The 22,705-nt window shown below is 60.6% G+C and carries 24 protein-coding genes; 17 read left to right on the forward strand and 7 right to left on the reverse strand.

Translation table 11 applies throughout. The features are described 5' to 3' along the window. Positions 1-331 precede the first annotated feature (331 nt). Complete coding sequence (locus KVT38_RS17165) at positions 332-709, forward strand: globin domain-containing protein (protein ID WP_217594958.1); 378 nt, start codon at positions 332-334, stop codon at positions 707-709. Positions 710-753: 44 nt separating this feature from the next. Then, the gene (locus KVT38_RS17170) at positions 754-1,461 is read left to right on the forward strand and encodes a DUF2225 domain-containing protein (protein WP_368859116.1); all 708 of its coding nucleotides are present in this window, start codon (positions 754-756) and stop codon (positions 1,459-1,461) included. A gap of 7 nt (positions 1,462-1,468) precedes the next feature. Here KVT38_RS17170 and KVT38_RS17175 read toward each other — a convergent pair whose 3' ends face one another. After that, positions 1,469-1,705 (reverse strand): hypothetical protein, encoded by a 237-nt coding sequence (locus KVT38_RS17175; RefSeq protein WP_217594960.1) that lies wholly within the window; start codon positions 1,703-1,705, stop codon positions 1,469-1,471. Positions 1,706-1,838: 133 nt separating this feature from the next. Here KVT38_RS17175 and KVT38_RS17180 point away from each other — a divergent pair, with 133 nt between their 5' ends. From KVT38_RS17180 to KVT38_RS17190, 3 genes are all read left to right on the forward strand, one after another. Further along, on the forward strand, positions 1,839-3,629 hold the full coding sequence (locus KVT38_RS17180; protein ID WP_217594961.1) for a M3 family oligoendopeptidase: 1,791 nt from the start codon (positions 1,839-1,841) through the stop codon (positions 3,627-3,629). Between the two features lie 296 nt (positions 3,630-3,925). After that, positions 3,926-4,240, forward strand: a complete 315-nt coding sequence (locus tag KVT38_RS17185) for a hypothetical protein (RefSeq protein WP_217594962.1) — start codon at positions 3,926-3,928, stop codon at positions 4,238-4,240. A 158-nt stretch (positions 4,241-4,398) separates the two neighbouring features. Continuing rightward, positions 4,399-4,815 (forward strand): O-methyltransferase, encoded by a 417-nt coding sequence (locus KVT38_RS17190; protein WP_217594963.1) that lies wholly within the window; start codon positions 4,399-4,401, stop codon positions 4,813-4,815. Positions 4,816-4,877: 62 nt separating this feature from the next. Here the strand turns inward: KVT38_RS17190 and KVT38_RS17195 are convergent, their stop codons facing one another. Next, positions 4,878-5,978 carry a permease gene (locus tag KVT38_RS17195; protein WP_217594964.1) on the reverse strand — a complete coding sequence of 367 codons (1,101 nt, stop codon included), beginning with the start codon at positions 5,976-5,978 and terminating at the stop codon, positions 4,878-4,880. 566 nt (positions 5,979-6,544) lie between these two features. Between KVT38_RS17195 and trpS the strand changes: the two genes are divergently transcribed. After that, positions 6,545-7,552, forward strand: coding sequence for a tryptophan--tRNA ligase (gene trpS / locus KVT38_RS17200; protein ID WP_217594965.1), 1,008 nt, complete (start codon positions 6,545-6,547; stop codon positions 7,550-7,552). A 63-nt stretch (positions 7,553-7,615) separates the two neighbouring features. On the opposite strand, the gene KVT38_RS17205 is transcribed toward trpS, so the two are convergent. Beyond that, positions 7,616-7,801: a hypothetical protein gene (locus tag KVT38_RS17205; RefSeq protein WP_217594966.1), complete on the reverse strand. Its 186-nt coding sequence runs from the start codon at positions 7,799-7,801 to the stop codon at positions 7,616-7,618. A gap of 105 nt (positions 7,802-7,906) precedes the next feature. Between KVT38_RS17205 and KVT38_RS17210 the strand changes: the two genes are divergently transcribed. After that, complete coding sequence (locus tag KVT38_RS17210) at positions 7,907-8,131, forward strand: alpha/beta-type small acid-soluble spore protein (protein WP_217594967.1); 225 nt, start codon at positions 7,907-7,909, stop codon at positions 8,129-8,131. Positions 8,132-8,305: 174 nt separating this feature from the next. Here KVT38_RS17210 and KVT38_RS17215 read toward each other — a convergent pair whose 3' ends face one another. Next, positions 8,306-9,289, reverse strand: coding sequence for a metal-dependent hydrolase (locus KVT38_RS17215; RefSeq protein ID WP_217594968.1), 984 nt, complete (start codon positions 9,287-9,289; stop codon positions 8,306-8,308). A 93-nt stretch (positions 9,290-9,382) separates the two neighbouring features. On the opposite strand from KVT38_RS17215, the gene KVT38_RS17220 reads away from it, so the two are divergent. After that, positions 9,383-9,691 (forward strand): hypothetical protein, encoded by a 309-nt coding sequence (locus KVT38_RS17220; protein WP_217594969.1) that lies wholly within the window; start codon positions 9,383-9,385, stop codon positions 9,689-9,691. Here KVT38_RS17220 and gerQ read toward each other — a convergent pair. After that, positions 9,678-10,157: a spore coat protein GerQ gene (gene gerQ, locus KVT38_RS17225; protein ID WP_483298178.1), complete on the reverse strand. Its 480-nt coding sequence runs from the start codon at positions 10,155-10,157 to the stop codon at positions 9,678-9,680. The genes KVT38_RS17220 and gerQ overlap by 14 nt on opposite strands. Positions 10,158-10,517: 360 nt before the next feature. Between gerQ and cyoE the strand changes: the two genes are divergently transcribed. Beyond that, positions 10,518-11,387 carry a heme o synthase gene (gene cyoE / locus KVT38_RS17230; RefSeq protein WP_217594970.1) on the forward strand — a complete coding sequence of 290 codons (870 nt, stop codon included), beginning with the start codon at positions 10,518-10,520 and terminating at the stop codon, positions 11,385-11,387. 5 nt (positions 11,388-11,392) lie between these two features. Next, complete coding sequence (locus tag KVT38_RS17235) at positions 11,393-12,115, forward strand: SCO family protein (RefSeq protein WP_217594971.1); 723 nt, start codon at positions 11,393-11,395, stop codon at positions 12,113-12,115. A gap of 98 nt (positions 12,116-12,213) precedes the next feature. On the opposite strand, the gene KVT38_RS17240 is transcribed toward KVT38_RS17235, so the two are convergent. Then, a complete protein-coding gene (locus tag KVT38_RS17240) occupies positions 12,214-12,573 on the reverse strand; it encodes a DNA primase (protein ID WP_217594972.1) in 360 nt (119 codons plus the stop codon). A 200-nt stretch (positions 12,574-12,773) separates the two neighbouring features. Here KVT38_RS17240 and KVT38_RS17245 point away from each other — a divergent pair, with 200 nt between their 5' ends. After that, complete coding sequence (locus KVT38_RS17245) at positions 12,774-14,537, forward strand: ABC transporter ATP-binding protein (RefSeq protein WP_254639296.1); 1,764 nt, start codon at positions 12,774-12,776, stop codon at positions 14,535-14,537. After that, complete coding sequence (locus KVT38_RS17250; RefSeq protein ID WP_217594973.1) at positions 14,515-16,347, forward strand: ABC transporter ATP-binding protein; 1,833 nt, start codon at positions 14,515-14,517, stop codon at positions 16,345-16,347. The genes KVT38_RS17245 and KVT38_RS17250 overlap by 23 nt, the downstream gene beginning before the upstream one ends. A gap of 516 nt (positions 16,348-16,863) precedes the next feature. Here the strand turns inward: KVT38_RS17250 and KVT38_RS17255 are convergent. Next, positions 16,864-18,114, reverse strand: coding sequence for an MFS transporter (locus tag KVT38_RS17255; protein WP_217594974.1), 1,251 nt, complete (start codon positions 18,112-18,114; stop codon positions 16,864-16,866). 194 nt (positions 18,115-18,308) lie between these two features. Here KVT38_RS17255 and KVT38_RS17260 point away from each other — a divergent pair, with 194 nt between their 5' ends. From KVT38_RS17260 to KVT38_RS17280, 5 genes are all read left to right on the forward strand, one after another. Next, a complete protein-coding gene (locus tag KVT38_RS17260; RefSeq protein ID WP_217594990.1) occupies positions 18,309-18,692 on the forward strand; it encodes a GntR family transcriptional regulator in 384 nt (127 codons plus the stop codon). A gap of 5 nt (positions 18,693-18,697) precedes the next feature. After that, positions 18,698-19,444 carry an ABC transporter ATP-binding protein gene (locus tag KVT38_RS17265; protein ID WP_254639297.1) on the forward strand — a complete coding sequence of 249 codons (747 nt, stop codon included), beginning with the start codon at positions 18,698-18,700 and terminating at the stop codon, positions 19,442-19,444. Next, complete coding sequence (locus KVT38_RS17270; RefSeq protein ID WP_217594975.1) at positions 19,441-21,057, forward strand: hypothetical protein; 1,617 nt, start codon at positions 19,441-19,443, stop codon at positions 21,055-21,057. The genes KVT38_RS17265 and KVT38_RS17270 overlap by 4 nt, the downstream gene beginning before the upstream one ends. 72 nt (positions 21,058-21,129) lie before the next feature. Next, positions 21,130-21,576, forward strand: a complete 447-nt coding sequence (locus KVT38_RS17275; protein WP_217594976.1) for a hypothetical protein — start codon at positions 21,130-21,132, stop codon at positions 21,574-21,576. Next, a complete protein-coding gene (locus tag KVT38_RS17280) occupies positions 21,573-22,694 on the forward strand; it encodes a transglutaminase domain-containing protein (protein WP_217594977.1) in 1,122 nt (373 codons plus the stop codon). Before KVT38_RS17275 ends, KVT38_RS17280 begins: the two co-directional genes overlap by 4 nt. Positions 22,695-22,705: the final 11 nt, after the last annotated feature.

The following is a 22,705-nucleotide window of genomic DNA, read 5'->3' on the forward strand; positions in this document are numbered from 1 at the left end:
AAAAAAGTAATGTCGCTGTTACATTCGTGTGGTACAATAGAACCACGATATTGCTTCAAGGAGTGATTAACGTGGCAGGAATCGTAGCAGGGCTTCTCATGTGCGCTTTCGTCTATGTCATTCGGGAGTCGCTCAGCGGTCCGGAGGAAGAGATTTAGGTCCCCGATCATCCAGTTTTCTACATCTTTCGATCGCCCGATAAGGGCGATTTTTGTTTTGTGCGAAAACGGCAAAATTAGGATAGAAGTCTTACGGTGTTGTGGTATAATAAAGGGACTTCAGGTAGTAAGTCCCGATAAATGCAAAATGAATCGGGAGGAGATTGCAACCTATGAACTACGGAACCGTGTACGAGGCAATCGGCGGAGCGCCTACAATCCGCAAAATGGTCGAAGGATTTTACCCGAAGGTGCTGCAGCATCCGCTGTTGGCTCCGCTGTTTCCGGAAGATATCATGCCTGTCATGGACAAGCAGTACATGTTTCTGACGCAGTTTTTTGGGGGACCAACATTATATTCCGACGCCTACGGACATCCGATGATGCGGGGAAGGCATCTGCCGTTCCCGATCACGCCCGCGAGAGCCGAAGCATGGCTGGATTGCATGCGTCGTTCGCTGGACGAGACGGAGCTGTCCGAGGAGCTCAAAGCCTTCGTGCTGGAGCGGCTGTCCGGTCCTGCGCATCACTTTATTAACAGCGAAGAGTAATTGACCGTCTCGCGCGTTCGCCGGGACGCGTCCTACATGGAGGGATCGGGATGGAACCCCTGTACCAGACCAAGGTTGCATGCGTGTGCTGCGAAGCCGAGTTCGTGACCTCCCGGGTAAGACCGAGCCTGAAGCGCGCGATACGATCGGATTCGGATTTTTGCTCTTATTTCAAATCGGTGAACCCCGATTTTTATGTTGTGCGCGTCTGTCCGTACTGCGGATTCGCCTCTACGGAGAATTCGAACCATCGTCTCTTGGACTGGCAGCGCAGCGCCTACCTCGAGCGCATCGGCAAGCATTGGAAGATGAACGACTACGGCGGAGAGCGCAGCGCGGCGGACGCGCTGGCGTGCTACAAGCTCGCGCTTCTGACGGGACAGATCATCAAGGAAAAGGATCGCGTCGTCGCGGGCATCCTGCATCATATTGCGTGGCTGTACAGGTACGAGGGCAATGTGGAGCAGGAACGCAGATTTCTGCAGTACGCGCTTGAAGCCTATATCAAGACCTACCAGTCCGAGCGCGAGCTGATGAACAATGCGCGCCTGCTGTACCTGATCGGGGAGCTGAACCGGCGGCTCGGTTTTTTTAACGAGGCGGTCAGATGGTTCAGCCGGGTCATTCACGACAAGAGCATCATGGATTCTGCGATGATACGGGCCTCGCGCGAAGGCTGGCAGGCGATCCGCGACGAGATGTCGGGAAAAGGCGCCGAACTGCCCGAAGAGATGCAGCGGATCGGGAGCTAAGGATGAGTCAGGCCCGAAGCGGCTTGTTCGCCAGCAAATAATCGCCGTCCGCATCTATGAGCTGAAGTCTCGACCGGCAGCAGGGCATGACGACCGTTCGCTTCATGAGTCCGCCGCGCAGCTGGTCGAGCTCTTCGGGCTTCAGCGGCAGGCGGACGTGGGATTGGCGGCAGAACGGGCATTCGGAAGCGTACACCTCGTTCATCTGGATGTCGTAAGGCAGGCTGTTGCGAAATGGAATCATGATCTTCCCCGCTCCTCTCTGGCAAAACCTTGTCCATTAACGATACAATAGATGGGACGGGCTGACAATGTCCGGGTGCCGATGGCGATCGGTCCGCCGATCGCCGGCAACGCGAGAGAGGACGGGATTATTGATGACGGACAGCTATTCCCTGATCTGGGATCTGGACAAAATCTTCTCCGGGGGTTCCGAATCCCCGGCATTTGCCGCGTTCTCCGAAGCGCTTGAAAAGGAGACCGCCGTCCTGCTCGCGGAGCTTCAGGCCGCGGCGGATGGCGAAGCTGCGGGCGACGAAGCGCTGAACGATTGGACGACCAGGCTTCAAGACCTGACGGCCCGGCTGCGGGAGGCGTTCTCCTACGTCGGCTGTCTGTCCGCGCAAAATATGGAGGACCGCAAGGCGACGGCTTGGACGGAGAAGCTCCAGACATTGTCCGCCAAGCTCGGCCAGTCGCTCGATCTGTACGATGCCGAACTGGCCCGGGTGCCGGAAGATCGGCTCGAGGCTTGGGTCGCTTCGGACCCCGTCTCCGAGATCGCCTTCGTCATTCGCGAGCGCCGGGACTTCGTCAAGGAGAAGCTGCCGCCCGCGCTGGAGGCGCTCGCCAGCGAGCTGGCCGTCGACGGCTATCATGGCTGGGGCGAGAACTATCAGACGATCGTCAGCCGCATCGCCATCCCGTGGGAGGAAGACGGCGCGGTCAAGACTTTGTCGGCGGGCCAGGCGTTCAACAAGCTGTCGCATCCCGTCCAGCAGGTGCGCGACGAGATGGGCGCCAAGTGGGAGGAAGCTTGGGCGGGGCAAGCGGATCTGGCGGCAGATACGCTTAACCGCCTCGCCGGCTTCCGTCTGAAGCTGTATCAAGCGCGCGGCTGGCACGATCCGCTCAAGGAGCCGCTGCTCATCAACCGGATGAGCCGGGACACGCTCGACGCGATGTGGGAAGGCGTCTCGGGCGGGATGGAGCCGCTTAAGCGTTATATGGCGGCCAAAGCCCGGCTGCTCGGCAAGGAACGGCTGGATTGGCACGACGTATCCGCCCCGGTGGGCGCGGAAGGCGGCGCAATCGGCTACGACGAAGCGGCCGCGCTGATCAAGGACGCCTTCGGCGGCTTCTCGCCCGCGCAGGCCAAGTTGGCCGAGCGTGCCTTCTCAGGGCGATGGATCGAAGCCGAAGACAGGCCTGGCAAGCGGCCGGGCGGTTTCTGCACCGACTTTCCGTTGACCGGGGAGACGCGCATCTTCATGACCTATTCCGGAACGCCGGACAACGTCTCTACGCTGGCCCACGAGCTGGGGCACGCTTACCATGATGTCTGCGTGGACGGGTTGCCGCAGTTCGGACGGAACTATGCGATGAATGTCGCCGAGACGGCGTCCACGTTCGCCGAAGGGCTCGTGAGCGACGCGCTGCTGCGCGCGGCAGGTAGCGACGCGGAGCGGCTGTCGCTGCTGGACGAACGGCTGCAGCGGGCTTCGGCGTTCTGCAACAACATCAGAGCGAGGTTCCTGTTCGAGACGAGATTTTACGAGGCGCGCAAGAACGGGATGCTCGATGTGCAGGCGTTGAACGAGCTGATGGTGGCGGCGCAGAAGGAAGCGTTCGGAGACGCGCTGGCCTCCTGGCACCCGCACTTTTGGGCGGCCAAGCTGCACTTCTATGCGACCGACGTGCCATTCTACAACTTTCCGTACACGTTCGGGTACTTGTTCAGCACGGGCATCGCGGCCGTGGCCGAAGCCGAAGGTCCGGGCTTTCACGAGCGCTACGACCGGCTGCTGCGGGATACCGGCCTGATGACGGTCGAAGAGCTCGGCCGGCGCCATCTCGGCGTCGATCTCGACAAGCCGGCGTTCTGGCAGGCCGCGGTGCGCCGCGCGACCGGCGACGTCGATGCGTTCGAAGCGCTATGTGCGCGTTAAGTTAATCGGTTGGACCGACGGCGAGAAGCCGATATATGGAAAATGAGCGGAAGAACCGCACACGATGGAGGTGTGCGGTTCTTTGCGTTTTCCGGGAAGTCGCAGATGCTGGATGGGTCGCAACGCCTGTCGTAGAGAAGGCGATTGCCGCTGAGCGGGCGGGATGGGGCTAAACGCCTGCTGTAGAGAAGGCGATAGCCGCTGAGCAAGCTGGATCGGTCGCAACGCCTGTCGTAGAGAAGGCGATGGCGGCTGAGCAGGCTGGATGGGTCGCAACGCCTGTCGTAGAGAAGGCGATGGCGGCTGAGCAGGCTGGATGGGGCGCAACGCCTGCTGTAGAGGAGGCGATTGCCGCCGAGCGGGCTGGTTCGGGCGCAACGCCTGCTGTAGAGAAGGCGATAGCCGCTGAGCGGGCTGGTTTGGGCGCAACGCCTGCTGTAGAGAAGGCGATTGCCGCTGAGCGGGCTGGATGGGGCGCAACGCCTGTCGTAGAGAAGGCGATTGCCGTTGAGCGGTCTTACTCTGGCGCAACGCCTATTGTAGAGAAGGCGATGGCCGCCAAATTTCCTCCGAGTAAAGCGAAAGTTGCCAATCAAATCGTCGTTTTATAAGTATATAAATCACAATATAAGAAAAAAATGAATCATTTAGTCGAATTTTCTAAATTTTTTGTTGAAATTTTTTATATATCTATCCTATAATGATTCATAAGTCATAGTTAATACTTGGCGACATTGGGGAGTAACTCCCAGATTAGAGGAGGAGAATTATGGCGTATGAGTTTGAAGTCCCGCTGGCGAGGCAAGTGGATGTGGCTTTCAGGCAGATGGAAGGCGAGTTGAAGGGCATGACGGCCGGGACGATTGTTCTGCAAGTGCGCAACGATACGGTAGGAAAGTTCGGAATACGCCATTTGCCGGTCGATTTGGCGGAACGCCGGACGACAGGGGATGCCAAACCGGACGGGCTGACGGATGAGTTGATCGTGGAGCTGCGTAGTGCGGCGGTGGAGGCGATGCGGCGCAAAACGAGCTGGACGCATGGCGAGGTTACATATGATTTTGGCATCAAGCATGGCAAATTATACTTAAGCGTAACGGTCGAATCCAACTACAATATGGCAAACGTTTTATTTCATGTAAACAACAAGAAATTCGGAAAACGCGACCGATCCGGCGAACAATAAGCGGACAGCTCGTTTCATATGGAGGCAAGCGCCAGGGGCGCCTGCCTCTTCTTTAATTCGTTTTAATGGAGCCACTGCAGCTTCTCGGCCAGGATCGAGCCGGCCAGCACGAGGCCGAAGACGAGGAGCGCGAAACGGATGACGAACGCTTTGCGGAACACGGCGAGCATGACGGTCAGTCCCTTGAGATCGATCATGGGCCCGAAGACGAGGAAGGCGAGGATCGCCCCCGGATGGAACAAACCGTCGAGGGGCGCCGCCACGAACGCGTCGGAGGTGGAACAAAGGGAGAGCAGGAATGCGAAGCCCATCAGAGATATATGCGATAACCAGCTGTGGCCTGCCGCGGCCTCCAACGTCTGCGCCCGAAGCACGGTTTGAACGAGCGCGGTCAGTGCGGCTCCGATCAACAAATATTTTCCCATGTCGCGCAGATCGATCATGGCGTGGGAAGCGATGGACGACACGGCGCCCGATATTCGCGCGCGGCGACCCAGCCCCTCGAACGCCCCATGACCATGTCCGTGTCCATGTCCGTGCCCGTGGCCATGTGCATGTCCGTGCCCATGATCGTGCCCGTGACCATGATGATGGTCATGCCCATGTCCATCATCATGCTCGTGCCCATGCGTGCATCCGACAGCGCCTGCGTCTTCCTTAAATGGGCTGCGCCGCATAAAGAGGAGCAGGGCCGTGCCTGCCGCCAGCGCTACGGCGAGGGCGAGCAGCAGGCGCGCGAAGGCCATCGCGGGATCGCCGTCAAAGGCGGCGACTGTGGAGGCGAAGACGATCGGATTGACGACGGGGCCGGCGATGATGTAAACGATGCCGATATACGCCGGCAGCCCCTTGCGGATCAAGCGGCGAGCGACGGGAATCATGCCGCACTCGCACAGCGGGAGCGCGATGCCGAGCAGGCTGCCGAACAGCACGCCGCCCAGCCGGTTTTTGGGAGCGGCGGCGCGGACGATCTTGTCGCTGACGAAGGTCTCGAGCGCCGCAGAGACCAGGGCGCCGAGCACAAGAAAAGGAAACGCGTCGAGCAGGACTGAAAAGAACGATCGTAAAAAAACGGCCGGTCCATTCGGGTTCAGTTTCCACATCAAATACAGGCATCCTGCGGCAGCCGCCCAAGTCGCGCCGCGCAGCGCAGTCAATGTCATGTCCATGCACGCTCCTCTCCGATCGGACGCGCGCGGGACGTCGTTCCCGCCTGGCAAGCACAAGCGAGCCGCGCGCCAACGATTACACATATGCGCGACTTGTCCGCTTCCAGAACCAGCAATTAAATGCGGGCAAGGACGTTGTCGCCCGTAACTCTGCCATGGAGCAGACAACCGGCAGCAGGCGGTTGACTTCTAACGCGCCTCGCGTATAATGAACGATAACATACGAGGCGATGATGAGAACAAGTAAGCAGGGCAAGGAACTTCAGAGAGCCGGCGGCTGCTGCGAGCCGGCGTTCCTCCAGTGCCGAATGGATCTCGGAGCCGACTGGGAAACGAATCTTCGCGCTGCTCGGGCCTTTGGCCTGCTTGGCGGGCAAGGCTCCCATCCAGTCCGTCCGTTCCCCGTTATCGGAACCAAAGGCTCGCGTTTGGCGCACCGTCTCAACCGGCGGCTTGCGATCGACGAGAGCGAATTAAGGGTGGCACCACGACCTCTTCGTCCCTTTGACGAAAGAGGTCTTTTTGCGTTTTATCCCTGCGAATCGAAGGAGCGATTGACAATGAGCGAAGCTATCGGAAAAAAACGCGTCCTCTCCGGCATTCAGCCGAGCGGCCAGCTGACGCTTGGCAACTACATCGGCGCGATGAAAAATTATGTCTCGCTGCAGCACGAATGCGACAGCTACTTCATGATCGTGGACCTGCACGCGATCACGGTGCCGCAAGAGCCGGCGGCGCTGCGCGAGAATACCGAATCGGTGGCGGCGCTGTATCTGGCGGCCGGCATCGATCCGGAGAAGGCGGCCGTGTTCGTACAGTCGCATGTGCACGAGCATGCGGAGCTGGGCTGGATGATGACGACGCTCTCCTACATGGGCGAGCTGGAGCGCATGACGCAGTTCAAGGACAAGTCGGCGGGCAAAGACGCGGTCGGCGCAGGCTTGTTCGTGTACCCGCCTCTGATGAGCGCGGACATTCTGCTCTACAAAGCGGACCTCGTCCCGGTCGGAGACGATCAGAAGCAGCATCTGGAGCTGACGCGCGATCTTGCGGGCCGCTTCAATCATCGCTTCGGCGAGACGCTGGTCGTGCCGGAGCCGTTTATTCCCAAGGTAGGCGCCCGCATCATGTCGCTGGACGACGCCACCAAAAAAATGAGCAAGAGCAATCCGAACGCCGGCAGCTACATCGCGCTGCTCGATCCGCCGGACGTGATTCGCAAAAAGCTGTCTCGCGCGAAAACCGACCTGGGCCGCGAGGTCGTATACGATCCGCAAAACAAGCCGGAGATCAGCAACCTGCTCAGCATCTACGCCAACTGCTCGGGCGAGACGATCGAGGTCGTTCAAAGCCGGTACGAGGGCAGAGGCTATGGGGACTTCAAGAAGGATCTGGCGGAACAGGTCGTCGGCGTGCTTGAGCCGCTGCAGCGCCGCTATGCCGAGATCCGCTCCTCCGGGGACATACACCGCATTTTGCGTCAAGGCGCCGAGCGGGCGAGCGCGGTCGCCGCGAAGACGTTGTCCGAGGTAAAGGAAGCGATGGGCTTCCTGCCGCCGCTAAAATAAGTACATGAAAAGGAAAGGCCTGCAACTTCCCCCGGCGGAGGCGTGCAGGCCTTTTCCATGCGATTAACGCTGTCTGATCTCTTGCCGCTTGGCCATCTTCGACTTGAGCGTGAAGCCCCAGCCGATGAAGGCGAACGCCAGCACGGCCAAGCCGGAGGCGAGCCATCCGTTATAATCGATCGATATCGCCGTGCCGAGCAGAAGCAGCATGGAGACGACCGCGAACAAAAGTCCCAAAGGTTTGTTCAAAATGTGTTCACCTCCCGAGTATAGTTTTCTTCAAGCATAGCATAATAACAACGCAAGCTTGCAACCAACACCACTCTAAGCAGGACGAAAGGAGAAATATCAATCATGGCAAGCAATAGCTCCGGTTCCCGTAATCAAGTTCTGGTCCCGCAAGCCCGCCAAGCGCTGGAAAGCATGAAGATGGAAGCCGCTCAATCCCTGGGCGTGCAAATCCCTTCCGACGGCTACTATGGCAACGTAACGTCCCGCGACGCAGGCTCCCTTGGCGGTTATATCACCAAGAAGCTGGTTCAAATGGCCGAGCAACAACTTTCCGGTGGCAGCCGCTAACATTCGTTAGCTCACCGAAAGCCCGAGGAAACCCCTCGGGCTTTTATTGTGCGCTTAACCGGCGTCAAGGTCAACCTTTGGCGGCAAAAAAATGATCGCGCGCGAAAAAAAGACGGCCGAGGCCGTCTTTTTTCGGAAGCGGGCGATCATTTGCGGCTAGATCGGCTAGATCGGCTAGTAGGCGTTCATGCGAAGCCGTTTTTCCAGCCGCTCGTCGCTAAGCCAACCGACGTACGACTGAAATACCTTATAGGAAGCGTCCATCATGACCGTCGCCACGAAAGGATACTGCTTGCGATGCCGGTACCGGATATCGATCCAGCGAACCTCGTAGCCCCAAGGCTGCTCCCTGACCTGCGCGCAAGGAAAAGGCGTGACGTTCAACAGCGCTTGCACGTCCTTGTTCTTTTTGGAGGCTTCCACTGCCGGGTGAACGTCGCATTTCGTATGGTCGATCCAATGCACAGCGCCTTTGTCCCATTCCCCGATGGCGAATGTGCAGTCCGTCGATTGCCGCACCAGATTCCACCGATGCAGGTTCAGCGTGGGCAGCAGCGTGTACTGATCGCCTTCCCGCCGCTGTGGATCAAGCGAGGGGATGCGGGCCGACAGGCGACGGTGTACGACGCTCCGCCAGGCGTAGTACACGGCCAGCAACGCGTACAGCACGGGGAAAACGACGGTGGGACGCGCCCAGCCGGTCAGCCATAGCAAAATGGCGACGAGATGCGCGCCGAAAATAAACGGATCGAAGATATGGATGATATTCCATGCGATCCACTTCCGCGTGACGGGCCGGAACGCTTGCGTGCCGTAGGAGTTGAACAGATCGCTCAGTACGTGAAAGAGCACGGCGAGCAGCACCCACAAGCCGATATGCCACCAGGACACGCTTCGGAACAGAAGAGACACCGCGAGCGTGATCAGGACGGTCCAGCCGGCGATGGCCGGAAAAGAGTGGGACATGCCCCTGTGGTTTTTGATATAATCGGCATTGCTCTTGAAGCGCAGCACCGTATCGAAATCCGGGGCCTGGGAGCCCGCGATCGTGCCGATCAGTACCGCGACGGGGCCGTAAGGCTCGGAGGCGATGACGGGATCGATCAAGGCGAGTCCGCCGAGTCCGAGCCCGAAAACGAGATGCGTCCCGGAATCCATGATCATGATCTCCTTTGCCGTCAAATTCGCCGCGGGCGCGGCATCGGTATAGTATGGGCGCCGCATGATTCAAATATGAGGGGGAGACGACGCATGTCCCTGATCCTGTTTTGCGAATACAGCATTCCGGAAGCGAACCGGGAACGATATCTGGCTTGGGTCCGCGAGGAACCGTCGAAATGGGAAGGCGCGGAGCTGGCGGAAAACCGGGAGCAGCCCGGCGTTTTCGTCGAGCTGCGCCGGGCCGCGAACGAACGCGAAGCCGAAGCCATGAAAAAAGAACGCCTCGAGGGGCGTTCCTGGTCGGAGATGGCGTCTTGGGCAAAGGGCGGACGGGAAGGTCTGAGAGTGTGGACCTTCGCGCCCGTCGTCCCCGGGACGGCGCCGCTTAGCGGCGAGTGACGGGATTGTTCGCCGAGCCGAAGGGCAAATTATAATTAAGCGGCTCGTCGAACGTAATGTAGTCGAGGTTCACCATGAGCAGCAGGAATCGCATGCCTGTAGCCGGATCGCTGATAATAATGTGATCTCGCCCAGCGGCTTCGAGGACGCCTTTGAAGATTTTGGCGTTCCATTCGCTGTTGTTTTCGTAGGTCATGTAGAGTGTGGCCACTTTGCCGAGGTTCATGCGCAGGATGTTCTCGACGAACGATTCCTCGCGGCCGGTCGTCGGGAGGAACGTGGTGACCGGCAGCGCGCCGGTCGCGGCCGGCGGCGTCATATTCATGGGCATCGAACCGTTCGGTGCGGTCGTCATACCGGAAGGCATCATACCTGGCATCATGCCGGGCATCATACCGGGCATCATGCCCGGCATCGTCTGCATGCCGGACATGGGCTGATTGGCGGTTGCGGGGCTCATCGACATTTGCGGCATGCTGCCTTGGGGCATAGCCATTCTGTTGTACAAGGGAGATCCTCCTTTAATTGGGCGGCGCTTATATGCGCCCGATCGTACACGAGCGGCCGATTCATGAAGCTTTAAAAGCAATGGGCGAATGTCTCCGTACAGTGTATTGCGCCCATGGGCGAAAGGTGACAGTATCCGCCGACGCTTTTTGACGCTTTGACGGCAAACGGATGTCGGCCGGGTGGCGCACAGGTGGCGATTTGATGAACAGCCCCGCGCGAACATTGTCAAGGTGTGCAGATTTGGTTATCATCTAATAGAAGGAAATAGATAACGTTTCAGCCGCTTGCGGCTTTTTATGTTTGAAGGAGGCACACCGTGTTCAAAGATCTTGTGGCCCTGACCAAGCCGCGCATCATCCGTCTTAACCTCATCGCGGCATTTGGCGGGTTCTGGGTCGCGTCGAGGTGGCAAATTCAGAACTGGGACTTTTGGGTGGAACTGTTCTGGATGCTGATCGGCACGACGCTGACGATGGCCGCGGCTTGCGTCTTTAACAATTACTGGGATCGGGACTTCGATACGAAGATGGCCCGCACGAGCGATCGCGCGCTCCCGCAGGGACGGTTGTCGCCGGGATTCGTGCTGGGCTATTCGATCGTGCTCGGCGTGCTCGGTCTCGCCACGCTGTTCGTGTTGGTCAATCCGCTATGCGGCTGGCTGGGACTGCTCGGCATGTTCGTCTACGGCGTCGTCTACACGATCTGGCTGAAGCGGACGTCCACCTGGAGCACGTCGATCGGCGGAATCTCCGGCGCGATGCCGCCGGTGATCGGGTACTGCGCGGTGACCGGCGAAGTGGATGCCGGCGCCTGGATTCTGTTCGCGCTGCTCTTCCTCTGGCAGCCGCCGCATTTCTGGTCGCTGACGATCCGCCGCGTCGAGGAATACCGGGCTGCGGGCTTCCCTGTCCTTCCGGTCGTGAAGGGCATTCTTCGGACGAAGTGGCAGATGATTCCTTATATTTTGCTTCTGCTGGTCGCCTCGATCCTGATGTATACGTACGATTACGTCGGTATCTATTATCTCGTGCTGTCGGTCGTCATCGTCGGCGCCTGGCTGATCCACGCGATCTCGGGGCTTGTGGCCAAGGATACCGAGAAGTGGGCGAAAATGGACTTCCTGTTTTCCGTCAACTATTTGATGGTTATGTTTCTCGTGATGATACTCGATACGAACGGAGTGTAACATAGATGTCCCAAGAGTTCGAAGGACCCGGCGTATCCGGGAATCAAGATCGGCCCGGCCCAGGTTCCGCGCCCCTGAACGTCAATGTTAACGGCACCGTTCAGGTCAAGCCGGCGAGGCCATGGTACGTGCGCTACGGCTTTTCGCTGGCGCTGTTCGCGCTGCTGCTTGTGCTGATCGCCTGGCTGCTCATCCGTCAGCAGCAAGCGGACAAACTGCCTGTCATCGGCGCCGCGCCTGACTTTACTTATCAGGATATCGACGGCAACGACGTCAGCATGAGCTCGCTCGACGGCAAGGTGCGTCTGGTGTACTTCTTCTTCAGCAACTGCCCGGACGTCTGCCCGCCGACGACGTTTATGCTCTCTCAGGTACAGGATAAGCTCAAGGCAGAGGGCGAGTTCGGCAAAAGCGTCGATATCGTCTCCGTGACGATCGATCCGGTGCGCGATACGCCCGAAGCGCTTCGCGCGTTCGGCGACAAGTACCATGCCGACTATACGGGCTGGAAGTTCCTGCGCGGCGACGAAGCCGAGACGGCGGATCTCGCCTCCAAGTACGGCCTCCTCGCAGCCAAGGATGCGGAAGGATTTTTCTCCCACATGAACCTGATCGTCCTCGTCGACAAGAAGGGACGCATGCGCGAGCAGATCTTGCCGGAGTCGTCCGGCATCCCGAACTCGGCGACCGCCGACGACGTATACGCCAAAGTCAAAAAGCTGATGTAAGATCGACAAGCACCCCTTACGCGCCATTAATGGCACTGAGGGGTGCTTTGCTTTTTGCGGGGTAAGGTCTGTTGGGGGAGATCGTCGAGGGACGTGGGCTAGTTCTTCCAGGGATCGGCGTCGGGAGCCGGGTACAGGATAAACTCCTCAAGTCCCGCCTTTTCCAGCTGCTGAATCAGATATTCCTCGGGCGTGCCCTCCACGCCGGCATAGCCGCGCCTGGTGTAAATGTGATCCGCATCCGGGAAAACGTCGCGCAGGACGCCGCGGATGCGTCGCCCGGACGAATCGTTGTCCATGTATAAGTAGACGTGCCTGCGACCGATCGCCTTGCGCAGCGCTTCGATCCGGCTCGAGCTGAGCGTGCCGAAGGTGCAGTGGATCGGCACTTCAGGGGACAGGACGCGCGCGAGCCGGCTGCGGTCGTTTTTTCCTTCGACGATGATGGCGATGTCCAACGCGCAGGCGCCTCCTCTTTGAAGCGAGAAGCCGGTTCGGGCCGGCCGTCGCGATTTCATTTTGATCTATTGTACCACAAGGGCCGGGCATGCTAAGCGTATGCGGCTGAGGCTGAGGCTGCGCGATTGAGACCGCTGTCAAAAAGTTTTAGAATAAGGCCTATACGCAAGGACCATCTCTCACCGGGAAGTGATGCAGGTTGAAGCCGAAGCGGATGCTCAGGGATTACATCAAGTCGAAGTGGCATGTTTACGGTTTCGCGATCCTGCTCATCGCGGCGGGCAATGCGATCCAGTCTTATTACCCCCGGCTGCTCGGGAGCTTTACGGACCGGCTGCAGCAGGGCAAGCTGTCCCACGATGCGATCGTCGATTACAGCCTGGCCTTGCTAGCGGTGGGCGTCGCGTTCGGCGTGCTGGCCGGGGCGGGCCAATACGTCGTCATGCGGCTCGGCCGATTGTACGAGTTCGACATGCGCAAAAAGCTGTTCGCCCACTTCACGACGCTGAGCGAGCGCTTCTACTCCAAAAACGGCGTCGGCAAGCTGCTCAGCTATGTGATGAACGACGTGACCGCCGTCCGGGAATCGATCTCGATGGGCATCAACCAGACGACCAACGCGACGATTCTCATCTTGTCGGCGATGGTCATGATGACGCTCAGCGACATTCCGCTGCGTCTCGTCCTCGTCTGCGTGCTGCCGCTGCTGCTCATCCCCTGGATCGTGACGAGGTTCGGTCCGGTCATTCGCAAGCGATCGCTTAACGTCCAGGACTCGCTCGGCAAAATGACGGAATCGGCGGAGGAGCAGTTCGGCGGCATTCGCGTGACGAAGAAGTTCGCGGCGGAGGCGACGATGAACCGGCGTTTCGGGGAGACGGTCGACCGAATTCGCGATAATCAGCTGCGCCTCGTGCGCGTCTCGTCGCTGTTTCAGGCGATCATCCCTTTTCTTGGCGCGCTCTCCATGATCGTGACGATCGCCTACGGCGGGTACCTGACGATCCGGCATACGATCTCGCTGGGCAACTTCGTCGAGCTCACGTTGTATATTCGCATGATGGTCGCGCCGCTGCAGCAGATCGGCAACGTCATCAACACGATGCAGCGTTCGCGCGCTTCGCTCGAGCGGATCGGGGACCTGATGGCGGTCGAGCCGGATATTCGGGAATCGAAAAGCGCCCGGCACCGCAGTCTGGAAGAAGCGTCGGTCAGCATACGCGGACTTAGCTTCGCATACCCGGATGCCGAGCGGCCGTCGCTGCGCGATATCAGTCTCGACATCGCGCCGGGCCGGACGCTCGGCATCCTGGGCAAGACGGGCAGCGGCAAGACGACGCTCGTCAAGCTGCTGCTGCGCGCGTACGATCCGCCGGCCGGCACGATCCGCATCGCAGGCGCGGACATCCGGGACTTTACGCTCGAGAGCCTGCGTGCGCAGATCGCCTACGTGCCGCAGGAGGGCTTCTTGTTCAGCACGACGATTCGCGACAACATCGCTTTCTACAAGCGCGATACGGAGCTGCCCACGGTAGAGAAGGCCGCGAGGCAGGCACAAATCTACGGCTCGATCGCCGAGCTGCCGGAGAGCTTCGACACAAGACTGGGCGAGCGGGGCGTCACGCTCTCCGGCGGACAGCGCCAGCGGACGGGACTCGCCCGCGGCCTCATTAAGGACGCGCCGATCCTCATCATGGACGACAGCGTCAGCGCGGTCGACGCAGTCACGGAGAAGCGGATCATCGACGGCATCCGCAAAGCCCGCAAGGGCAAGGCGACGATCATCATTGCGCACCGGATCAGCGCGCTCAAGCATGCGGACGAGATCGTCGTCATGGACGAAGGACGCATCGTGCAGCGGGGCACGCACAAGGAGCTGCTGGCGCAAGCGGGCCTGTACGCGACGTTGCACGCCATTCAGGAGGAGGGAGGACGCGAAGATGCAGAACCGACCGCCCGCTGACCAGCGTTCCGCCGCCGAACAGCGTACCGTTTCTGACCAGAGACCGCCTGCCGACCAGAAGGCCGCCTTTCGCGCCTTTTTCGGCTATATTCGCCCGCACAGACTGTCTTTTCTTCTCGTCTTCTGCTGCACGGTGCTGGCTATTGCGGCCGATCTGGCGCAGCCATACCTCGTCAAGGTCGCCATCGACGACAACATTCTGAAGGGCAGGGACGACTACGGCACGCTGCTCGTCATTTGTGCGATCTATTTGGGGCTTGCGCTTGCCGGCTTTCTTTTCACTTATTTGCAAAATAATTTGCTGCAATATCTCGGCCAAAACATTATCGGCCGCATTCGCAAGGATCTGTTCGCGCACATCGGCAAGCAGTCGATGTCGTTTTTCGACCGGATGCCGGCGGGCAGCCTGATCACGAACGTGTCGAGCGACACGGAGACGCTCAACCAGTTTTTCTCGCAGGTGCTGCTCTCGCTCGTGCGCGACGGTCTGACGCTCATTTTTATTATTGCGATCATGTTCCAGCTCGACGTCACGCTTACGCTGTACTGCCTGATTTTGCTGCCGGTCATTGCGCTCATCGCGATCGGGTTCCGGACGTATATGCGGAAAACGTACCAGATCTCCCGCGCCGCGTTGTCTCGCCTGATCGCCTTCGCGGCGGAAAACCTGGCGGGCATGAACCTGATCCAGGCATTCCACCAGGAGCGGGAGCAGCAGAACCGGTTTACCGACAACAACCGGACGTACCTGCGGGCCAATCTGCGCGAGATCCGCACCAACGTGCTGTTCAACCGGTCGTTCGACATCCTGGGCAGCCTCTCCATCGCGCTCGTCACCTGGCTGGGCGGCGTGGCGGTGTTCAACAGCGCGATCGAGTTCGGCGTCCTGTACGCCTTTATCACGTACATCCGCCAGTTTTTCCAGCCGATCAGCACGATTACCTCGCAGTGGAACACGCTGCAGTCGACCACCGTATCGGTCGGGCGCATTTGGAGCCTGTTCGCCGTCAAGCCGGAGATCGAGGACGCGGCGGAGACGCGAATGTTGGAGCGGGAGAAGGTCGCCGGACGAATCGACTTCAATCATGTCCGGTTCGGCTATCAAGCGGGCGTGCCGGTTCTGCACGATCTGGATCTGCATATCGCGCCGGGCGAGATGATCGGCATCGTCGGCACGACCGGCGCCGGCAAAAGCTCGCTGATCAGCCTGCTGTGCCGTTTCTACGATGTGTGGGAGGGCGATATCCGTATCGACGGCACGGACATCCGGACGCTCCCGCAGTCTTCGCTGCACCGGCTCGTCGGGCTCGTCCAGCAGGAGCCGTATTTGTATTCGGGCAGCATCGTCGACAACATCCGCATGTTCGACGAGGAGATCACGCGCGAGGAAGTCATTCGCGCCTGCAAGTTCGTCGGCGCCGACGATCTCATCGGCCGGCTGAAGGACGGCTACCACACGATGCTGTCGGAGCGCGGGAGCGGGCTGTCGGCGGGCGAGCGCCAGATGATCTCGTTCGCGCGGATCATCGTGTTCAAGCCGAAGATCCTTATCCTCGACGAGGCGACGGCCAACCTTGATTCGTACACCGAGCACCTGATCCAGCGCGCGCTGCGCGTCGTGTCGCGGGAGCGGACGACGCTCGTCATCGCGCACCGGCTCTCGACCGTCATGCGGGCGAACCGCATCATCGTCATGAGCGGCGGCCGCATCGTCGAATCGGGCAGCCATGCCGAGCTGCTCGAGCAGCACGGGTACTACGAGGAGCTGTATCTGCATTCGCAGGGCAGAGAGGAGCGGGAGACGGGGTGAGGCGGCGTGCTGCCCGTCGGATGCAGATAAGCGGAGGCGAAGTACGGGGGTAAGGGAGGCGGCTGAAGCTGAAGGCTGAAGGCTAACCGCCGCGCCGTCGGTGCCGGGCCCGAAAGCACCAAAATGGTGCAACTGCGGCGAAAGTGTGTCGCTGCGCTGTGGGTGCCGGGCTTAAAAGCACCCAAATGGTGCTAATGCAGCGCAAGTGTGCCGCCAAGCCGCAGGGGCCGAGCCCGAAGGCACCAAAATGGTGCTACTGCGGCGAAAGTGTGTCGCTGCGCTGTGGGTGCCGGGCTTAAAAACACCAAAATGGTGCTACTGCAGCGCAAGCGCGCCGCCATACCGCAGGTGCCGGGCCCAAAAGCACCAAAATGGTGCAACTGCAGCGTGGAGGTCGGACGACTTTGTCCTTCTCTAATCAGCAGTCAAGAAAGTAGCCTTAGACCGGATACGCCAACGGGACGAAGCAGGTAATTCCTTTGCTTCGTCCCGTTGGCGATTTCGGCATCATTTCCGCTAAGCGTGGGGCACCGCCGGCTGCGGGTGCCAGCCCTCCTTGTATGCGGGCTTGGGGGCCAGCGCCAGCAGCGCGAGCATGAGGATGGCGAAGGATAGGAAAAACGGCGACAAATGACCGCGGAAGGCGCCCGCCGCGACCGGACCGAGGAAGGCGCCGACCGACGAAGCGATCGCCATGAGCGAGAACGTCCGACCGTACCGCGCCGGACCGCTGAGCTGCAGCAGAAACGACGTCATCGCGGGGAATACGACGCCTTTGGCCATACCAACCGCGAACAGCAGCGCCATCATGGGCACCGGCCAGTCCGACGCGAGTCCGTAGTAGGCGAGCGCAAGCAACAGCACGCCGATGATGCAGCGCGAGTAAGGGAGGTATCGCTGCAAAAATAGCAAGCCAAGCGTGGCGAGCGCGCCCAGACTGACGACGGAAAACAGGATGCCGGTCGTCAGCACGCCGCCGTCTTCGGCCGAGATCGCCCGCAGCGGCAGCTCGAAGGAGAGAATGCCCTGCGCGAACGCCATGGCTACGGGCAGCAGGAATACCGCCCAAGGAAAACGGCGCGGCGCGGCCCCGGCCGAGCCTCCTTCCGCTTCAACGGCCGGCGGAGGCGCGCCGACCGGAGCTTGAGCCGGCGTGGCTTCGCTCGCGACGTCGGCCGTATCGGCAGCGACATCCGCAACGGCATCCGCAGCGTCGTCCCGCCGGGGGTCCCGCACGAACCAGAGCGACAGCAGCCCGGTGGCGAGCAAGCCCCAACCGAGAAGGGCGAACGACTGGGCGAAGCCGACCTTGGCGGCAAGGTACGCGCCTGCCGCCGGAGACACGACGGAGGCGACCGTGTGGACGAGCCCGTTGCCCGCCATCAATTTGCCGCGTTGAATGTGATCTCTCGTCAGCTTCGCCAGCAAGGACAGACAGGCGGGGGACAAGAAGGCGAGCACGAAGCCGCTCACCGAACGAACGTAGAGCAGATGCCAGGGATCGGTGACTCTCGATTGCAGCAGGAGCAGCACGCCGGCGCCGACGAGACTGGCGGAGATAAAAAACCGGCTCCCGAACCGGTCGACGCCGTATCCGGCCAGCAGGTTGCCCGGCAGATGCGTGAGCGAGTACATGCCCATCACGAGGCCAATAAACGACGGCGCAGCGCCAAGCGATACGGCGAAGGGCGTGAGCATCGGATACTGGGCATGCAGATCGAAAAACGCGACGAACAAAAACAAATACAGCCAAATGGCCATCCTCACCGGCGTTCGCCTCCATTTTGCAAAGACGCAGGACGGGCGTCTTAACGTTATTCCTACTTGTACGCCGGGGCGGACGAGGATATGACCCTTCGCGCGCAAGCGCGAATTGAAGTGTATGGCATCGCATGGTACACTATGCCTATAGTGTATGGTGTGTAGTCATACACTTCATACAAAGGAAGCGGGGTGTGGCGATGCCGCCGATCCGCATGTGGAAGCCGGAGGACTTCAGGCTCGATCCGTCCCGACCGCTGTACGAGCAGTTCGTAGAGCAGGTGCGCGCGATGATCGCGAGAGGCGAGCTTGAGCCCGGGACGCGGCTGCCGTCGGTCCGCGAGGCTGCAGCGAGCCTGCGCGTCAATCCGACGACGATCATGAAGACGTATCAGGAGCTGGAGCGCCTGGGATTAATCGTGACGCACAGGGGGCAGGGAACGTTCGTGACGGAGGATGAAGCGGCGATCGGGAGCTCGCGAAGAGAGCTGGCGCGGGAAGCGGTCGCGAGGCTCGAGGAGACCGCCCGCTCGATCGGATTGAGTCTCGACCAATTATTGGCGTTAGCCCGGGAAAAGGAGTGATCGTCATGGCAGATATGCGATATCCGGACTTCAATATTCCGATCGTCGCCGCCACCAAGGCGCCGGCCATTCGCTGCGTGGACGTGACGCTGCGTGTCAAGAAGAAGCTCGTGCTCGACGGCGTATCCTTCGAGATTCCGGCGGGCAGCCTTGCGGGACTGCTCGGTCCAAATGGCGCAGGCAAGTCGTCGCTCATGCGCATTCTGACGGGTATGTTCCCGCCCGACAGCGGACGGGCGGAGCTGTTCTGCGCGCCTGCCGGTCCCGAGCGGCTCGGCGTGCTGTCCTTCCTGCCGGACCGGGGGCAGCTGCCGCCGTATCTCGGCGCGGGAGAGTGGCTGCGGCTCGCGGCGGGGCTCTATCCGGACTGGAGCGAAGCGAGAATGGAGGAGCTGATCGTCAAGCTGGACGTGGATCGCGGCCAGCGGATTGGCTCGATGTCGCGAGGCCAGGAGGCGCGTCTTCAATTGCTCACCTGCCTGTCCCGGCAGGCGCCGATCATCATTCTCGACGAACCGTTCGCCGGCGTCGACATGGTGTCGCGCGAGTCGATCGCGCAGGCCGTGGTCGGAGAACTGGCGGACGGCGAGCGCACGTTCCTGATCGCCACGCACGATATTCGCGAGATGGAAAATCTGTTCGACCGGATCGTGCTCATCGGCGAAGGGCGTATGCTCGGCTGCCATGATGTGGAGGCGCTCCGTGCCGGCGGACGCTCTGTCGAATCGTGTTACCGGGACGTGTTCGCATGAGCGCAGGAGACCGGATGCGCGGGCTGTTCCGGTTGGAGCCGGCCGACGCGGCGCTGTTGAAGCTTGAATGGCGGGCTTATCGTTCCATGCTGCCGAGGGATGAGGCATCGCTGACTTACTGGGGCTTGGCCTTGACCGTCCTTCTCGTCGCTTCGCTATTATTATTCGGAGACGGCTTTTCGGCGCAATCGATCTTCGCGCTCGGCGCGCTGTTCGTCTTCCTGATTGGCGTGTATACGGGCGGCGGCAAGGCGATGACCGTCTGGGAAAACGGGTTTCGCGAATGGTGGCTCGGTCTTCCCGTCTCCCGCTCGAGTCTGGTCAAAGCCAAGCTGTTCGCGGCTTGCGGCATTCAGTACGTGGCGGCAGCCGGCATATGGCTCGTATGTATCGGCCATGACGCCGTACGGCTTGCTGGGCAAGAAGAGACCGGGACGATGCTCGGCAGCGACGGGCTTGCGTCCCTCGCGCTCGCTCACGCACCGCTGTATGCCGCGCTAGTCCCGCTCGGCACCTTCGCGGGGTACAGCTTGCTCGGCATGTATTACGGTTGGCGGAGATGGCTTCTCGTTCCATGGATTGTCGTATCGATCTCGCCGTTCGGCTTGTTTGGCATCCTCTCGAATCTCGAGACGGACCAGGCGCCATATCTAGGCGCCGGCCGCATCGTTCAATATGCGGTTGTCGGCGTCCTGCTTGCCGTGCTGGCCTATCGCGCCTGCCTCTGGCTCGCCTGCCGTTACGGCATTCCCGACCTCGCCCGTCATCGGCCCGGCAGCTTCGGCTTCGTATACGGGCAGCGCGCGCGCAAGTCCGCCGCCGTCGGAAACGGACGCATCGGTACGGGATTCGCCTCGCTGTACGTGCTGGAGCGTTCGCGGTACGCCTACTGGTCGTCGATCAGGCCGGTGCGTCTCGTTTACGGGGGACTTCTTCTTCTGGCAGGCGTCGGCGGCTACTTCGGCGCGCGAGATCCGCTAGGCCTGCTTGGCGGGCTGCGGGCGATGCTGGTCATCCCTTGCATCGTGCCGATGCTGGCGATCACGATCCAGATCTCCCACGAGGCGAACAAGCGCAGACTGGAATGGTGGCTGGGACTCCCTTATCCGCGGCATCTACTGCTGCTTGCGAGATATATTGCCGTGTGGGCGTTCGTGCTGCGAACCGCGGGAGGCTTGCTGGCCATGCTCGCTGCAGGCTTCGCGCTGGGAGGAAGAGAGGGGCTTGACTACTTTTCGCATGACGGCCGAATCGGCAGCATATTTTATGTACTGACCGCTTATTTTTTGTGCGGGCTGTTCGTCAGCGCGCTCGCATTTTTACAGGCTTGTACGCTGCGCAGTTCTATGATTGGATGGTTGTTCATGCCCTTGTGGTTCGCCATCTATTTTTTGCCGGGCACGCTTATGCGCTGGATCGTTCCGGAGTCGCTGATGGGCGCAACAGTCGGCGCCTATTATTGGGCAGGGCTGGCGGCGGGAGCTGCCCTGGTGCTGGCAGCCGTCCCGCTGGCGATTCGGATCGGCGCCAAGTGGATCCATCTTTTCGTCTTCAATACGACCGAGGACCGGTGGCGCCGCCGCGGGGAGCAAACTTTCAAATTCCGGTCCTAAGTCCGGGGTTTTACGCGCGACAAATTTGTAAAGTATAATAGAGTACAGATTTATAGCTATGGAGGAGATTGTATGAGCTTCGAACCAGAGGCATGGAAGCAGTTCGTCACCGATCATTGGGTGCTGATCCTGATCGCGGTCGTCGCGCTGTTCGTTATATTGAACGTAGTCAAGACGGTGCTTAAATGGGTGCTGGCCGCAGCGATCATCGTGGGCGTCGTCGTCTACGGCGGCTATACGGTGAACGATCTGAAGGAGATCGGCGGACAGGTCGTGGAGACCGCGACGTCGGCCGTGAAGGACGAGGCATCCAAGGCGATGGCCGAGGAAGCTAAAAAAGCGACCTACACATTGAACCCGGACGGCACCTATCTCGTCAAATCTCCGAATCTGGAATTGACGGGTACCCCGAATTCCGGCGAGGTGGACGTGAAGTTCCGGAGCGTCTCGCTGGGCACGTGGAAAATGGAAGGGCCCGTTCGCGACTTCGTGACGACGGCGCTTCAAGCATCGAAATGAGCTGGCTGGACGGGAACTTCGTCACCATCGCGCTGCTCGCGCTCGTAGCGGTGTCCCTGCTCCAAGGCATGCGGCGGGGCGCCAAGGGCTCCGCCAAGCAACTGTTTTTATTTTTGTCCGGCGCGCTCCTGACGCTGGTCGCGATGGGGGCGGCCGCCTGGTGCGCGTCGGCGACGTCGCCCGCCGTCCAGCGCTGGCTTGAGGCGCGGAATTGGGAGATGCCCGCAGCCGACGCTTCGACCTGGCGCCAACTCGGCTACACCGCCTATTCGGGCGTGCGGGATCTTCCGCTGCTGCGCTTTGCCGTTTTATTTTTGATTGCCTACTTGCTGCTCCGGTATGTGCTTGGCACGGTCACCTCGCTGCTCATTCGCGTGGGCGCCGCGCCTTTTGTTCTTGTACCGGGCGGCGGACCGGTCAGCCGGACTGTCGGCGGCCTTATCGGTGCGGCGCTGGGCGGCGGACGGGCGATCCTTGTGACCGCCGTCCTGTTCGCCTATTGCGCGTTGTCACCGCAGAGCGTGTTCGCCCAGTATATCGAGCAGTCCGCGCTATATCGGGAAGCGGCCGCGCAGATCATCCGGCCGGCGGCCGGCGATCTGCTGACCGAGCGGCTGCCGGTGCTGGCCGCGTCGATGCAGGGCGAGATGGATAAGCTATGGCAGAAGCGCTACGATGTCATCGACGCCGACCTGCCGACGGACATCGTGAGCGCGGCGAAGGAAGTGACGGCCCAAGCCGACGGCGACGAGGCGAAGGCGAGGGCGCTGTACGATTGGGTCGGCACGCGCGTCGCTTACGACAACGCGAAGGCCGAAGCCTACGAGCAGCGCGGGGAGTGGCGCGAGCAGTCGCCGGAGGATACGTTTCGCACGCGCGAGGGCGTGTGCATCGACTATGCGCGATTGTACGCGGCGATGGCGCGATCGGTCGGCCTGAACGTGCGGGTCGTGACCGGCCAGGGCTACGACGGGCAGGGCGGCTATGGCCCGCATGCCTGGAACGAAGTATTGCTCGGCGACCGCGGCGAGTGGGTTCCGCTCGATTCGACATGGGCGAAGACCGGCGATTGGTTCAACCCGCCGCGCTTCGACGATACGCACATTCGCTCGGCGTAGGCTGTGTTCTG

The organism is Cohnella sp. GbtcB17 (assembly GCF_019091135.1).
Taxonomy (GTDB): domain Bacteria; phylum Bacillota; class Bacilli; order Paenibacillales; family Paenibacillaceae; genus Cohnella.

Bases quoted from the DNA above. Each gene is read 5' to 3' on its own strand.
- KVT38_RS17165 (WP_217594958.1), top strand. From the start codon at position 332: ATGAACTACGGAACCGTGTACGAGGCAATCGGCGGAGCGCCTACAATC.
- KVT38_RS17175 (WP_217594960.1), bottom strand. From the start codon at position 1,705: ATGATTCCATTTCGCAACAGCCTGCCTTACGACATCCAGATGAACGAG.
- KVT38_RS17180 (WP_217594961.1), top strand. From the start codon at position 1,839: ATGACGGACAGCTATTCCCTGATCTGGGATCTGGACAAAATCTTCTCC.
- KVT38_RS17185 (WP_217594962.1), top strand. From the start codon at position 3,926: ATGGCGGCTGAGCAGGCTGGATGGGGCGCAACGCCTGCTGTAGAGGAG.
- KVT38_RS17190 (WP_217594963.1), top strand. From the start codon at position 4,399: ATGGCGTATGAGTTTGAAGTCCCGCTGGCGAGGCAAGTGGATGTGGCT.
- KVT38_RS17195 (WP_217594964.1), bottom strand. From the start codon at position 5,978: ATGACATTGACTGCGCTGCGCGGCGCGACTTGGGCGGCTGCCGCAGGA.
- trpS (WP_217594965.1), top strand. From the start codon at position 6,545: ATGAGCGAAGCTATCGGAAAAAAACGCGTCCTCTCCGGCATTCAGCCG.
- KVT38_RS17210 (WP_217594967.1), top strand. From the start codon at position 7,907: ATGGCAAGCAATAGCTCCGGTTCCCGTAATCAAGTTCTGGTCCCGCAA.
- KVT38_RS17215 (WP_217594968.1), bottom strand. From the start codon at position 9,289: ATGGATTCCGGGACGCATCTCGTTTTCGGGCTCGGACTCGGCGGACTC.
- KVT38_RS17220 (WP_217594969.1), top strand. From the start codon at position 9,383: ATGTCCCTGATCCTGTTTTGCGAATACAGCATTCCGGAAGCGAACCGG.
- gerQ (WP_483298178.1), bottom strand. From the start codon at position 10,157: ATGTCGATGAGCCCCGCAACCGCCAATCAGCCCATGTCCGGCATGCAG.
- KVT38_RS17235 (WP_217594971.1), top strand. From the start codon at position 11,393: ATGTCCCAAGAGTTCGAAGGACCCGGCGTATCCGGGAATCAAGATCGG.
- KVT38_RS17250 (WP_217594973.1), top strand. From the start codon at position 14,515: ATGCAGAACCGACCGCCCGCTGACCAGCGTTCCGCCGCCGAACAGCGT.
- KVT38_RS17260 (WP_217594990.1), top strand. From the start codon at position 18,309: ATGCCGCCGATCCGCATGTGGAAGCCGGAGGACTTCAGGCTCGATCCG.
- KVT38_RS17265 (WP_254639297.1), top strand. From the start codon at position 18,698: ATGGCAGATATGCGATATCCGGACTTCAATATTCCGATCGTCGCCGCC.
- KVT38_RS17270 (WP_217594975.1), top strand. From the start codon at position 19,441: ATGAGCGCAGGAGACCGGATGCGCGGGCTGTTCCGGTTGGAGCCGGCC.
- KVT38_RS17275 (WP_217594976.1), top strand. From the start codon at position 21,130: ATGAGCTTCGAACCAGAGGCATGGAAGCAGTTCGTCACCGATCATTGG.
- KVT38_RS17280 (WP_217594977.1), top strand. From the start codon at position 21,573: ATGAGCTGGCTGGACGGGAACTTCGTCACCATCGCGCTGCTCGCGCTC.